5 protein-coding genes are annotated in these 16,245 nt (G+C 42.8%); all 5 read left to right on the forward strand.

Annotation, left to right across the window (positions count from 1 at the left end):
* Positions 1–179: 179 nt before the first annotated feature.
* Entirely contained in the window at positions 180–3,980 is a 3,801-nt protein-coding gene (locus M3636_RS18120; RefSeq protein ID WP_251383454.1) for an Ig-like domain-containing protein, read from the forward strand.
* Positions 3,981–4,345: 365 nt separating this feature from the next.
* Entirely contained in the window at positions 4,346–7,705 is a 3,360-nt protein-coding gene (locus M3636_RS18125) for an RHS repeat domain-containing protein (RefSeq protein WP_251383456.1), read from the forward strand.
* A 32-nt stretch (positions 7,706–7,737) separates the two neighbouring features.
* Complete coding sequence (locus M3636_RS18130) at positions 7,738–12,516, forward strand: RHS repeat-associated core domain-containing protein (protein WP_251383457.1); 4,779 nt, start codon at positions 7,738–7,740, stop codon at positions 12,514–12,516.
* Positions 12,517–12,527: 11 nt separating this feature from the next.
* Positions 12,528–12,881: a hypothetical protein gene (locus tag M3636_RS18135; RefSeq protein WP_251383458.1), complete on the forward strand. Its 354-nt coding sequence runs from the start codon at positions 12,528–12,530 to the stop codon at positions 12,879–12,881.
* A 628-nt stretch (positions 12,882–13,509) separates the two neighbouring features.
* Positions 13,510–16,233: a stalk domain-containing protein gene (locus tag M3636_RS18140; protein WP_251383459.1), complete on the forward strand. Its 2,724-nt coding sequence runs from the start codon at positions 13,510–13,512 to the stop codon at positions 16,231–16,233.
* Positions 16,234–16,245 lie beyond the last annotated feature (12 nt).

The following is a 16,245-nucleotide window of genomic DNA, read 5'->3' on the forward strand; positions in this document are numbered from 1 at the left end:
CCTTAGTCCTCTAAAAAGGATTAGGGCTCTTTTTGTTTAGAGAGTGCTCTAATCCTTTTTGTTTTCTTTCTTTATTTTCCATATTGCTAAAAGAAATCTCTGTTAAACCCGATATACAGAATAAGGTCTGTATAATGAAGATGTAGGTCAATTTGATTCGGATGAGGAGGAATAAGACGGTGAGCACTACAAGATTGGCTCGTAAGGGTATCATTTTTCTACTTGTTTTATTGTTGACTGTTCAAGGCAGTTTAGGGTTCTTAAGTAGTAACAATAAGGCATATGCAGCAGAAGATGATCCACGTTGGGAAGAGATATTATTTGAATCAACCGTTCCAGCAGTGAACGCTGTGGACGTAGATGGTAAGGAACCTTTAGTCATTAACTTCAAAGAAGCGGTTCGAAAGGGGAATTCCGACTTAAAGCTGTACATTGATCGTTATCAAGATGGTGTACCAGAAGAGGTAGTCGTCGTTAATAGTGAAAGTATTCTAATTGGAGATCCTTCTACTGATCCAGCGATACCTGCCAGTAGTTCGGGAACTGGGACTCAGGTAACGATTAAACACAAAGAATTGCCTGGTGGTACATATTATGTAATGTATGATGAAGGTGCTTTTGTTACTGTAGCCAATAATCAAGGATTAGGTTCTCCTTCATCGGGGCTATGGAGGTTTAAAACAAAAGGCATAGGTACAGCCAAACCAACAGCATTTTCCCCTTTGAAAGGCGCCAGTTCCGTTCCTCTCGCTTCCAATATTCAACTTACCTACAGTGAAGCAATTAAGGCGGGCGCAGGTGAAATTCAGATTATGCTAGGAAATAACGTATTTGAAAGGTTCAATGTCAAAGATACCAATCGAGTTCGTATTAATGGTAGTTCTATCATAATTACACCATCCAATAATTTCGAGAATAAGGGTACATACTCAGTTGTTGTTCCAGAAGGTGCACTACGGGATGTTAGACAAGGTAATGACGTATCAGCCATTGCACAAGGGGAATGGAGCTTTACAGCGTTTCAATCTGATCCTACTGCATTGACAGTAACTACTCTGTTTCCTGCTAATGGAGCCAGTGGTGCTCCCTTAACCGGAGATTTGCTTGTAACCTTTAACAAGGACTTAGATCAGAATCTAATTGGAGGAATTACTTTAAAGAATGCAAATGGTTCTGTAGTAGCCACTACCCCATCATTTGTAAGCTCGAATAAAAGACAATTGCGGATTACGCCAAGTACAAGTCTTACTAGTAACACTAGCTATTCAGTAGATATTGCAGGAGGAGCCTTGCAGGATTCAACGGGTAATATATTCGCTGGTTTGAATGGAGCAACATCATGGACATTCCGGACGCTCAGCCCAGATACCAAACCTCCTGTCATTAAGACAACTAAAATGCATGACAATTCAACCATTCGTTTAACGTATGACAAATGGCTTAGTAGCATTAGCCCGCTGAGCAACAGTTATACGGTTACCGTTAATGGTGAGAATCGGAATGTTAGCTCTACTTATATTTCAGGTGATAGCGTATACGTTGTACTGGACACGGGTGTGGCCGTAGGACAGGTTGTACGGATTGCTTATGCTCCTAGTACGACAAGTAATCGCGTGACCGATCAGTCTTTTAATGCTGCGGCTGCATTTGGCGCACGAGATGTAGAAAATGGGTTAGATTCCGTCATGTCCAAGCCACGAGAAGGCAACGTGTACTACAACACACTTACGCTCTATTATCCTGAGACAGTCTATATTACTTCGAGTGATGCAGCGAGACAATTCAGTGTAACGGCGGATCAGTCGAGTGTTGGGATTAATAGCATTTCAATCAATAATAGTTCTGTCGTGACTTTGAACCTCAGTCGCTCCATTACGGATGGCGAAGTAGTTCGTGTGGCGTATACACCAGGCTCCTGGCCTGTAAAAGATACACGTGGACAAACACTTGCAGGATTCAGTGGTTTCTATGTTCGTAACGCAATTGATACCAAACCACCTGAGTTCAAGAGTGCAGAGGTCAGTGGTAACAAATTGTGGGTTCGCTACAATGAGCCACTGAAAACGACAAATAAACCAGCGAATAGCCAGTACTCTGTTCTAGTCGACGGCAAGCCGGTCTTCGTGAATGATTCTGAAATTGAAGACGATCTGATTACGTTAACACTTGCCTCAGCTGTGAAGGATACACAAAATATTTCATTATCATATGTTCCTGGTGCGTTACGCTTGACGGATCTGAATAATAATCCTGCAGGATATCTGAATCTAACGCCAGTAACGTATACCTACGGTAACGGCAAAATCCTGTCAGCTACGATCCAAGGAGACACGGTTCAGATTAATTTCCGGGATGCCATCCAGTCTCAGACGGCATTAACGGTTGCTCAGTTCAGTGTTGCATTGAATAATTCAAATGCAACTGTATTGTCTGCTTCTGCTTCCAACTCGGTGGTGACATTGAAATTGGATACGTCAACTGTTGGGGTAGGAGCTACCACAACGTCGCAGACAGGAACGGTGAGTTATGTCCCTGGCGCTGTACCCATTCGTGATATGTCCAGTGTAACTTTACCGGCATTTGGGCCACTTACATTGCAGCAGACAACCAATAATAATGGTAGTAGTAATCAGACGGGAAACCGTCCTGCTTGGTTGGCTGAAGTAGATGCATCAAACTATGGTCAGCCTCTACTTGTGATGAACAATAACTCTGCCTCAGCCGCCGAGTCTACGATGTCACGTAATAACCGTTCGACTCGTCAATTCAATGTGGATGCAGCGAAATTGATCCAGGCCTTTGAGTATGCTTCAACTGCTGGGAAACTTAATCAGCCAGTGGTATTCGAGATTCCAGATAGCGAAGCCTCTGCGTTTGTTGGGTTCCCATTAAATGCATTGACCCAGTTGGCTTCAAACTATCGTACAGGCACGATTGGTGTAAAATATGGTGATCGTCTCTGGACGGTGCCACTAGCTAATCTAGATCTGGCGGCGATGAGCCGGAGCGTGGGAACGATTGGTGCATCTACTGCAATTACGCCGATTAATACAAGTACAACAACAGGATCGAGGGGACCATTTTTCTATGTACAGCTAGAGACAGTACCGGTACTAGCGTCAGGAACAATGGATGGAATGCTTATAAACGCAGGAGCACAGAAACTAAGTAATAACACGGATGTGTTCATGTTTGCTTTTAATAGTAATAATAATCAACGTATGGAATTGGATACTAGAAGCAATTTGTCTATGAAATTACCTACTAATACGCCTACAGCTACATCAGGGTTTACGTATATCGATCCAATTACTTTAATTTTATCTAATGTGCCTAGTTCTTTTAAAAACACTGCTGATGGACTAGTCATCTCAGGGCAACTGAATGGCAATCAGACGATAGTCCCTGTAAATCATATCGTTAGTTATCGGGATACAGCTTCACACTGGGCAAGTGAGGTCATTAAGGAACTTTCGGCTAAATGGATCATTAGTGCACCGAATGGTTCATACTACCGTCCAAATGAGAACATGTCACGTGCAGAGTTCGCTGAGTTAATTGCTAGAGGACTAGGATTAAACGGAGAACCAACTGCTGCAAGTCGTTTCCCTGATGTTCGTAGTGGGAGTGTCACGAGTGCTTATATTGGTGCCGCTGCTGAGGCAGGAATCATTACAGGTAATACCGATGGTACGTTTAAGCCAGACCGTCCAATTACTCGTGAACAGATGGCCATCATGATGGTTCGTGCATTGAATTATGGAGGTAAGCAAACGGTGCTGAACTCTTCATCAACGTCCATTTTATCGAAGTTCAATGACAACAAGAAAATCCAATCCAAGGATTCTGTCGCCAAAGCGGTGCAAGAGGGAATCATTCAAGGGATGACATCGAGAACATTTGAACCCCAAGGCAATGCGACCCGTGCGCAAGCTGCGGTGATGTTGAAGCGTGTATTGAATAAGTTAGGGTATCTGTAAAGGGTATAGATTAACAATACTAGTAATACGATTCATTTAAAGTTAAAGCATAGAGATTAATTGATAGGAACACTTCAAGAAATTACATTTCTTGAGGTGTTTTTATTTTTTTTCAGAGTGTAAAGGCCGGCTTACTTCTTAAATAGGGCTTATCAGATACCCTCATAGTCTGAATATTTTTTATGTCTGTATGTATGATGAATTCTTGTTATCCGAATTCGAAAAGGAGAATAATCCCAGAAAATAAGGACTATCTTACTATTACCTAAAATTAGGATAATGCCGATATTAATTATTCACAATCCATTTGAATATCTTTTTAGGGATTCAATGGATGAATGTTACAAAAGGAGGAATTTGATTTCATGAGTTTAAAAAAGGGTTTTATTGTTTTAATGATGGCTGTATTGTTGATTGGCACCATATATCCGACAACCGGTTATGCTCTATCTGATCAATCTGATGAGATCGTTACAATGGAGGATGACATCGAGAACGTCGATGTCTTTACTGAGGATCCAGCTTTGGCAGACGAGGATAATTTGGATATTACAGATCAGGACATCCAAGAAGGACCAGAAGGTGTGGACGAAGATAATGATGAGTTTGAAGATATAGAAGGAATTTACGAAGAACCAGAGGACGTAAATGAAATTATTGAGGAACCAGAAGGTGCATCAGAGGTAACTGATGGTACATACGAAGAAGATATTTACACTCCTCAATCTATGGCTCTGGCGGCTGAGGATATTTTGATCATGAGCCCAGGAGACTCCTATACGTTTACGAATAACGGAAGTGCTACAAGATCGTTAAGTACTGATGCGGCGACCTCAAGAAGCAGTGCTTACGATTATGTTGTTTATAGACCGGATGGGAGTATTATGGGCGAAAATATGAACTCTATTAACAATTTGTCAGTAGGTTCAGGTTATACAGCTGTAATTACCTCAACGGGGCAAAACCCGTTTACAGTGACAGTCCGTTCAGAATTTTCATATAGCGTCTCAGCCAACCCGGCCATGAATAGAGTTACTTTATCCAATGGAGAGAGTTATCGCTATTTCAATAATGGCACACAGTCAAGAGTCTTAAGTGCCGATACTTCCACAGCTCAGGATAGGAGGATAGACTACGCTTCTTATAAAGAAGATGGTAGTCTAGTAACTTCAAATTTCCAAACGACGGGGAAACCTTCACTTGCAGCAGGGAACGAAATCATTATTACTGGTGCTGGCTCACAGCCTGTTAGTGTTGGATTTCCCTACGAAGTTTATAGTGGTGAGTGGACCGATGAGCCAGCGTATACTCGAGTGACACTTAGCCAAGGCGAAAGCTACCAATTCACCAATATTAGCGCTAAGTCCGATGCACTTCAAAGTGATGGTTCCACCAGAGATAAGCATGATTATGTCGTTTATCTTCCAGATGGCACGGAAAGTTCCACTGGTACGAATACATCCACTAAGCCTACGGTAGCTGCTGGGAGAACCGCTATAGTGACCTTGGTAACAGCAACACCGGTAACATACGGTGTGCCGTATCGAACATTTGATGTTCAGAAAGCCGGTGGTGACGCCATTACTCGAATTACCGTTTATCCCGGTGAATCCGTGATTTTTCGGAATAACGGTTCCTTGGCTAATCCGATAAAAAACAATGCAAGCAGTTCCAATGGAGCTGTTTTTGATTATGTCCTGTATACAGCAGAAGATGTTGTTCATTCAGATGGCTTTAACAAAACTACGAATCCGACCATTCGTTCTCAAGGTTATGCAGTCGTGACAGTAGCTGGTCAAGTTCCGATTGAGTTTAGTTACACGGATGATTTCTCCGTTGAAGAAAGCATGGAACCCGCCTATCATCGGGTAACACTGAATCAGGGAGAAAGTGTGACATTTTGGAATAACAGTACCGACCGAGAGTATCTCGACAGTGATGCGTCCATCAGCCAAGGGCGGATATTTGATTACGTAACCTATTACCCGGATGGTACTGAGCGGAGCACAAGAAAAGCAACGGCAGTTAGTCCTGTTGTCTTTTATGGAAATAAAGCTGTAGTTACGGGTGTATCTGCTCAGCCAGTAACCATAGGTGCAATTTATACGATTTTTGATGTAGAAGACCGACCGAATGAAGCGCTCAGTAAAATTACTGTGTCACCAGGCCAGTCAGTCAAATTCCATAATGGGGGTTCACTTAGCAACCCGATCCGCAGTAATGCCAAAAAAATAGGTGCAATATTTGATATTGTCGTGTATAAGGCAGACGGCAGAGCACATAGCGACAAATTCAATAGCAATGTAAGTCTCGCTACCATTCCTTCTGGTGGTGAAGCCATCGTTACTGTAGGTGGAAGTACACCTGTGTTATTTGAATATACGGATGACTTCTCCGTAGTGGATAGCCAGGAACCAGCTTATCTACGTGTGACTTTGAACAAAGGTGAGAGCTATGCTTATACCAACATAAGCTCTGATTCGAAGAGGCTACGAAACGATGCTTCCAGCAGTGCAGGGCGAGTGTATGATTACACGATTTACAACGTAGATGAAACAGTATCGAGCAGTAGATCAGCCACAGCAATCGAACCTCTTGTCCTGGGTGGCAGAAAAGTTGTTGTTACCAATGTCTCAGATCAACCCATCACGTATGGTGGCATTTACCGTGTTTTCCGTGGACAAGATGATCAAGTGCCTTCACCAGAAACGGAAATTACAATCAATCAAGGACAGAGCGCAGTATTTACGAATCCGAGTGCACAACCTGCACAGGTTAACCGAGTTGGAGTAACCGATTCTATTGTGGATTTCGTAGTCTACGAAGCAAACAATAAATATCAGTATTTAGTGGTAGGCTCAAGTCTTGATACATGGGAAATTCCAGCGGGTGGAACGCTTGTTGTAACTGTAATATCTCCAGAACCGGTAACCATTCAATATAACGTTCCCGTGACAGCTAGTCCTAGTCAGGAGCCAGCGCTCATCAAACGGAGTTTGGAGCCAAATACCACGATGTTGTTCTCGAACTCATCAACTTATTCATCAGTGCTCTTTACATCTCATGTAGAAGCATTAGCCTATGATTACGTTATACGGGATCAGAACCAAGTGGTTGTAAGGGAAGGTAAGAATGCGGTAGGGTCACAACACATACCTGGAAAGTCTAATATTCAGGTGCATAATCAGTCGTCCCAATCGCTAAAATTTGTAGCTCCTTACCGTCATTTTACGGTCAAAGAACCAGAAGTCGAGTTTCTGACGTTGTATGAAGGTTTGGAAACAGCGCTGCCTGATAAGCAACAAGGAAGCGTGTACTATCGCTTTAATCCTTACGGTACTGGTAAGTATCGAATAGCGATTAAAGAGTCAAAAGATTTTTCCATTGAGCCTTGGCTTGAGTTATATACAGATAAGGAACTAAGCAGTCGAATAGCTGCTTCAGTCGAACAGGAGCAGGTGTATGGGGAACAGTATACCGTGCTGGAGTGGGAACTCGAGGGTGGACAGAACTATTATCTGAAGTTAGGCGAAAAGGATGGGAAACCAGTCCAAGGTGAAATTAAAGCAGCGGAAATGATCATGCGAAGTGATAACAGCTATGAATACGGTTATGGCAATCAACTGCTTAAAGTAGTTTTATTTACAGGGGACCAAATTGTATTTGAGTATGACCGTAATGGTAATTTGACGAAACGAACGAAGAAAATCTTCCCGTTTAACTAAACGATTCTCTATAACTAGGTTGAGGTGATGAAGTGTTTAAGAAATTAACGATTATTTGGTTATGTGCGACTTTGATTTTTAGTGGATTTACTTCTTTTGGATACGGAGGACAAGCAGCAGCGGCAGCAGAAGGTAGGGATTCCCTTCCTTCCGCTACCTACATTACAATTCATAGTTTACAAGGACAATTTGGGATTGAAGAAGATTGGATTGAACAGAAGCTAGATCAAGGGTACTCGTTGTATCAACTGTACAAAGCTTTACAGACAGACCGCACAGGCGGCGAGGCTGCTGAGAAGTGGCTGAGAACACAAGAAATCAACGAACCAATTCAAATGGAGGGGCTGCTCCCTTCCAGATCATTGCTGCCTGAGTCATCAAAACCAAATACATTTACAACGAATGCGATTGAAGATGAAGAACCAGGTACCGGAACGACTATAGACAAAACAGGTCTGGATCATGTCGATCTTCGCGATGATGCATCGCTGTATATGGCGTCTTATGGAGCCGAATCAATCTCTGCTACTACAGGGGAGATGATGATTCAGAGCACTGACCTTTCTCTGCCTGGACTCATTACGTTTGATTTAACACGTGTCTATGATAGCGCTAGAGCAAGTGGACAACTTGGTGTTGAATATGATGAAACGACGCAAACGTACGCCAATGTGGTTACGCCACGTAAGGAAGAACTTTCTGCTGGATTAGGGCAAGGCTGGCGTTGGGACATCCCTTACATGGAGACACGTGGAGATAATCAGTATATTCTGATTCCGGGCGTGGGCTATTACCGCTTAAACGCGAACCTGGAACTGGAAGGTTACGTATGGAATGACTTAACCATTAAGCGAGATACGACCGTTACTGTTAATGGCATATCTAGCAGTTACCGTCTATCCATCCGTAACGGCTACGATTATCTTCTTAATGAAGCCGGGGAACTGTTGCAAATCACAGACGGCTACCGGAATAATGTGGATTTTCACTATACGACATTGAATGGAAATCAAGTGATTTCAAAAATTGTAAATAGTGAGGGTCAATCACTGACATTTGCTTATGACAATCTGAAGGTTACCGTACAACTATCCGGGACAGATCGGAAAGTAACCTATACACAACGTGAAGACGATGGGATCCGTATTTTGCGAGAGTTTACGGATGCATTAGATCGGACAACCACGTATACGTACTATTATCCAGAATCCAAATTTAACTTTTTACCTGAATTGCAAAGCAACCAGAATGCTCAGGGTGTAATGCATACAGCATTGCTATCACGTATTACAAGCCCTTCATCAGCTATAACGGATTACGCATACATTCCTGCTTTGAAGCAGATCGGAGAATCTTCCTCTCATTTCGTATTCAAAGTCAGAGAGAGAAAGAGTCATTTTAGTACAACAGATGGCGAAGGCTTCCTAGGCAAGGTTAACTTTGAGTACTCTGAGGAAGATCTTGACAGCTATGGTCAATCTGCATCATGGACAACGAAAGTAAAAGCAGAGAACACTGTAGATACTTGGATGTTTTCCAAAACGTTTAACGCTGCAGCGCATCCAGATTTGGTTTATGCAGATAAGCACATGTTAACTGGAGATGACACAACTTCTTCCACGGAGTTCCAGTATGACAGTCAAACGAAGCGGAACCTTCCCATTCAAATGACAGAGTGGGTTAGTGAGGGTGGCCGTAATGGCGAAAAACTGAGCACGACTTACACATATGATGAGAACGGAATGGTAACTTCCGAAAAGCTTAGCACAGGGCAAGAATCAACGTATGCGTATGAAACAGGAAGAACACCATATCATTGGATCAAGCCTATTCGATCGACAACCAAGATTAATAGTTCATTGGAGAGATACACCGAAACAACATATAACAGCCAAGGTACCGTCTTGAAAAGTACAACTAAAAATGGATATGGTGGACAGCTACTCTCTGAATCGGAATTGAAGCTGGACAGTAAAGGAAGAGTGGTAAGTACCACAGATAAGGGCGGTTATCTGGCAAAAGACAGCGTCACAACTCTAAGTTATGATACGAACGCGGGACATTTAGTTCAATCGAGAACCATCATTGTAAATGATGTCGCTGGCAAAGGAGAATCTTATGTGGACTCCTATGAGTATAATGGTGCCAGTGAATTGACCAAAACAACAGATCCTTCTGGTGAAGCAGAAGTATATCAGTATGATCAAGCAGGACGGATCCTTCAGTCCATACATGCTGACGGTACCAAATCAATGACATCCTATGATGATACCAAAAATATCATTATCAATACTGCACCAGACGGTATAATTACCAAAGAGCAGTACAATCCATTGGATTTATTGGTTGAAGAGCAAACAGCAGAAGCTACTTACAAGTATGCCTATGATCGTGAAGGTAATGTTACAGCTGTTGAAGATGCAGAAGGGAATGTTACAAGATTTGTAGTTGATGCATTTGGACAAACGACCAAGACACAGTACCCAGATAAGTCCACCTCAACCACAACCTATAATTTTGTCGATCGGATGGTAACCTATGAGGACGCGGCTGGTAACAAAACCCGAGAGAAGAAGGATCTATTAGGCCGCTTGACAGTGATGGAAGAATATCGAAATGGTTCATACGTTCCATTACAACAAAACGAGTACGATCTGGACGGAAACGTAATAGCATCCGTTGATGGCAACGGAGAGCGAACGACTTATACGCACGATGCGATTGGACAAATAACGGCTGCGACGACACCTAAAGAAGAAACAAGTCGCTATTTCTACAGCAATCAAGGTCAAGTAACGCAGGTGGTATCGCCGAACGGACAGACGGTAACCAAACAGTATGATGAGTTGGGAAGATTGATTAAACAAACACCTACTATTCTGGATGGTTCTGCAACCAGCTACTATTATGATAAACGAAGTAATCTAGTCAAGAAGCAAGATCGACTTGGTCAAGTAATAGAATATACCTACAACAGTGACAACATGCTCACTAGCATGAAGGCGCCGGATACGAGCGTATCTTACACGTACGATAATGTTGGACGCAGAATATCAATGACTGACGATCATGGGAAAACCACGTACAGTTATCAAGTATCAGATGGTATGTTAGATGGACTAACGTTTCCAGATGGAACACAGCTGAAATATGAAAGTAATACCCAGCAACGTCTAGGGTATACCATGACAGATGCACAAGGACAAGCATTGCGTGTTCACGGTGAAGTAGATGCTATGAACCGGGTAACTTCCATGGACATTACCTCAGGAACAACAATTGTGGATCGAATGACGTTCAGTTATGCACCAAACAGCATGTTGGAAAAATTATCTTTTGGTAAAGGACTTAGTACAAGTTACCAGTTCAGCGGATATGATCTATTAGGAGTTACTATTTCTCAAGGGACATCCACGGTACATCAGTTTACTTATGAATACGATGGAAACAAAAATATCACTTCTCGGACACAGAACGGAGAGGCTGATCAATATACGTATGATGAACTGAGCCGGATTCAGGCCGAAACGGGTACACAACAGGAAACATACACATACGACTCTAATGGTAATCGGTACAGTACAGGAAATAATAAGGTCTATGGGCTGAAAGATGCGCAGTACACGTATGACAGCCAGAACCGCCTGATTAAAGCAACAGGTGAAGGCAAAACGGTGACCTATAGCTACAACGGAGATGGGTTATTGTATGAACGTACCGAAGGTGAGCAGACGGTTCGGTATTATTATGATGAAGAAGCCAAACTGATGGCTGAAGCAGTTGTAACATCCGGCAAGGTGGAGCTTACTTACGCTTATATCTATGACTTGTATGGACAGCTATGGGCTCGGCAGGACAAGAAGACAGGCAAATTAGAATACTACCAGTTGAACGGACACGGAGATGTCATCGGGCTTGTGGACGATACAGGTCAAGAATTAAATAAATATACGTATGATATCTGGGGTGGACCGTTAACAACGGAAGAAAATGTGCCCAATATACTTCGCTATGCAGGGGAGTATTGGGATGAGACAGTAGGGCTTCAATACTTGAGAGCTCGGTGGTATGACCCTAGCATGGCACGATTCATCGGTGAGGATACGTACGAAGGGGAACTAAATGATCCACTGAGTTTGAACTTGTATCCGTATGTTCATAACAATCCGTTGAAATATGTTGATCCAAGTGGGCATCGAAAAACTTCGACGTATTACGAAATTGAAATGATGTTGAATGCGGCAATGAAAGGAGATAACTCCTATAAATCCAGCCTAGATAAAGTTTTTACTAAGGTCTACAATGATAAAGGTGTTAAATTTTCTAATTTATATGCACAATTAACCCAAACTAGCGGTGCATATATTAATTCCCCATATAATGCGAATATGGCAAAAGGGCAGTTGTTGTCAGCCTATGAGAACGGACAAGATAGTTTTGATGTTAAAGTAGCTTGGACCTCAGTAGCTGGTAGTTTTTTATCTGGAAGAGTAAGTAGCTCACTTGGCATCAGCGGATCGTCCTCATTACTTCTTCCCACATCTCGTTGGATAGCACGACCTACCTTTGATGCTCTAAGAAAGCTTGGTTTAAATCAGCAGTTCGCAAGAGCGATGCAAAAAGGGTTGGCTAATGCGAGATATGGAGATAACGGTATTATCCTCTTATCTCAAGGAGAACAATTAACTCACAAAGGAAATTTATACATTGTAAAATTAAAAGTGGCTAAAGCGCCAAATCACGTAAGAGTGTATGGGAGGCTAGATGAGAAGGGGGGGCTGGTCTTTGATTACATTAAAACCGGAAAATAGGAGGACTATATATGAACTTATTTGATTTACAAAAATATTTTAATGAAATATATCATTTTGACAAACTCAAGATAAGTTCAATTATCTTCTTTGAAGAAATGATTACGAATTGTCAAAATAATTATTTGAAAGAAGAAGATGATTCATTACCTGATGGGCTTAAATTAAAAGATTTTATTATAGAATACAAATGTGTTGAGTTAATAATCAATGACCGAAATAGGCTATATCCATTCTTTAGAGTTTGTCTTGAATTATTGCATCCAGAGACAGAGATTGCAGCGTATTATTATGACATTGAGTATTCAATTGAAGGGGAGCTATCTGACGAATATTTCGGAAAAAAGTTCCCTGAAATAACTTAAAAGTAAACCTTGAAGACATGTATGCATAATAGTAGGGAAATGGTATACCAACGTGCTAACCTAGTGGGCGTTATATGCTATTGGAACAGGTAATTTACTTTTATGTCGTAAATCTGTCCAGTGAACTAATGACTTCATAGACCTTGGGGAATCCTCAAGGTCTTTTCTATGTGTGCCAAACAATGGTGATTAACTAGGCGGTGAAAGTCCGCTGTGGGGGCTTGGAGTTTCCAACTACTAGCTTGAAATCATATGGTTTAAATTCTTCAGAGTGTAGTAATAGAATGACAGTATATATTGTAAAAGGTGGTATAGCGGCTTTTGTTTAATTTGAATACAAATGTCCTTAACTATTAATTAAAGGTGGGATTAGGTGGATACGTGTGCCATTATAAAGTACATTCTAAAAGAATCCTAAGCAATTCATTAAAGCTGCTGTCTGTAATTCACAGGCGGCAGCTTTTTTGAATTCCAATATAACCCTCAATCTTGGTGATGGGCGTAACTTTTTCCTGAAATAGAAGTCTATTAATAGAAGAGTATGCTAGAGATCTAGCCTTTTTCTGCATTTTGGTAGAGAGGTGTAATCTCTAAGATTGATATACAAGATGGGAGAGACGTTTCGAACATGCTGGGGAAACGCGAGAAACAGCTGGTAGACGTTAAGGGTAGTAAGGCGAAGAAATGGATGATCGTGACGCTGGCAGGCGTAATCTGGATTGCACCGGTTATGGATGTAGGACAACAGGTCTTGTCTGGAACCTCATGGCAATCCGTGGCTGCAGCGGCATCTACAAATACAACGAAGCTGGGAGAAGAGATTCTCACTTCCGGTGCGAAGCTAATGAAATACAGATATACGACGACACGCTCAGGCTCTAAGGTGAATGTCCTGGCCGACGTTATCCAAGTGGACTTACAGAATCCGTATGTGAAGCTAGATGTGATGACAGGTAAAGGCGGTACGCTGAACACGAAACAGAGCACGGGTGGCATGGCGAAGGAAAATGAAGCAGTTGCCGCAGTAAATGGCGATTATTTCAACGTATCTGGCGAGCTAGCGCCCATTGGTGGACAAGTATCGGATGGCGTTCTGATCTCTACACCTTCTGAACTGTCAGGGATGTATGCTCTCACGGTAACCAAAGACGGCAAGCCGATGATTGATGAATATTCTTTTGATGGCACAGTAAAAGCAAGTGATGGTTCAACCTTCGCTCTGCGTGGGATAAATAAAGAGGACTATACGGTAGAATCCGGCGCGGTGAAGTACAGCCATGCGAACTCGATGTATATTTATACATCAGCCTGGATTTCGGATAAACGTCCGAATGACCCTTCCACCACACCAACTGAAGTACTCGTACAGAACGGCGTAATCACCCAAATATCCGATAAAAAAGCACTGAACATGAAGGTGCCAGCAGATGGATACATTTTGCGTGCTCATGGAACGGCGGCAACGTGGATCATGAGTCATCTGTCTGTTGGTCAGCCACTCACTGCGGATTACAAGTTAAAAGCCAAAACGACAGGGCAAACGGTTGATCCGAGTAATCTGGACATGATGATTGGTGGACACACCATTCTGGTGAATGGGGGCAAAGCGGCGGCATTTTCCCGTGACATTGCCTCATCCGGTATCGGTGGTATTCGCGCAAGAACAGCGGTGGGATACTCGCAGGATGGTCGTTACGTGTACATTATTGCTGCAGAGAAAAACAGTAACAGTAGCGGCATGTCGCTAAACGAACTGCAATCCTTCATGACCAGTGTCGGCGTATGGAAAGGTATGAATCTGGACGGCGGTGGATCAACTACAATGGTAACCCGTCCATTAGGAGAGCAGTCTGCAGGTCTTACCTTCAACACAGAGTATGGTACGGAGCAACGTCAGGTTGTTAATACACTGGGGGTATTCTCCACGGCTCCAGAAGGTAAACTGAAAGGCTTCGCCATTAGTGGCAGCAAAACATTGTTAGTTGGTCAGCAAGGAACGTATACGTCCAAAGGCTATGACACGTATTACAATCCAATTGCAACAGGGGATCTTAACTTCTCATGGAAGTCGAGCAACAATGGCATTGTAAGTGTGAGTAATGGTGTGATCAAAGGCGTGAAGCCAGGAACAGCTACACTGACTGCATCAAGCAATGGTGCTTCCTCTTCTATTAAGGTCACAGTGCTCGGTGGAAACGAACTTGCTTCCTTGAAGGCTGGATCAGGGCTTGGCTCACTGAAAGCAGGATCAACGATTTCTATCCCGGTTACTGCACAGACGAAAGATGGACAGAGCGTAACGGTTCCGGCAGATTCACTGACTTGGGAATTTATCGGATTCAAAGGTAAGGTTGCAGGAGATCAGTTGACGGTATCTTCGGTCAATTCGGGAGCACAGGTAGGTTATGCGATTGGTCGTTACGATGGCTATAGCACAGTTGTAGTACTCTCTGCTGCTGCAAGTGAGACGATGTGGGAGAACTTTGAGAACGTGAATTACCCAATTAACTTCACTACGAATGCAGCGGGTGTGACGGGTTCAGCAACGGTTGTAAATGGAACTGGTGAGAAGTCAGGTTCCAAGGTGCTTGAACTGGGCTATGATATGACTGCAGGAACAGGTAAAATGTATGCTTATGCACAACTCAACGGTACAGTTGGCAGAGAAGTATCTGCGGCGGCAACCTCCATGTCCCTAGATGTGATGGGCGATAAGAGCTTGAACTGGCTCCGTGCAGAGTTCACTGATGCGAATGGCAAAACCGTCTATGCTGATCTTGCGAAGGCAATTGATTGGACAGGTTGGAAGAAGGTGAATGTCGATCTGAACGGTCTGAATATTGCTTACCCAGCGAAGCTGAAGCGAGTGTACGTGGTTAATGTGGAAGAGGGTCAGGACGAGCGTGCGATGACAGGTAAGGTTGCTTTTGACAATATTGCCTTCACGATGCCATCTAAATCAAGCGAGGTTGGACTGCCGACGGGCACAGCTTCCCTAGTGCTTGGACAGAAGTCGATGACCGTTAATGGAACGAAAAAAGCGATTGATGCAGCACCTGTATTGAAAAATGGAACAACGTATGTACCAATTAAGCATGTATTGGATGCATTTGGCGGACAGGCGAGCTGGGATAGCAAAAATCAACGTATTACCGTTTTGCGTGGTGGAAAGTTGATTGATCTGGTGGTTGGTCAGAAAGAATTCATTATTAATGGTAAAAGACAGAGTGCAACTGTAGCTCCGTATGTATCAGGGGGTAGGACTTTAGTCCCTCTTCGTCTCGTTTCCGAGCAACTTGGATTGACTGTAAAATGGGAACAGAAAACGAAGACCGTTACCATCTCATCGTGATATGGTATGATA

It is taken from the genome of Paenibacillus sp. MER 99-2, from assembly GCF_023714095.1.
In the GTDB taxonomy this organism is placed as follows: domain Bacteria; phylum Bacillota; class Bacilli; order Paenibacillales; family Paenibacillaceae; genus Paenibacillus.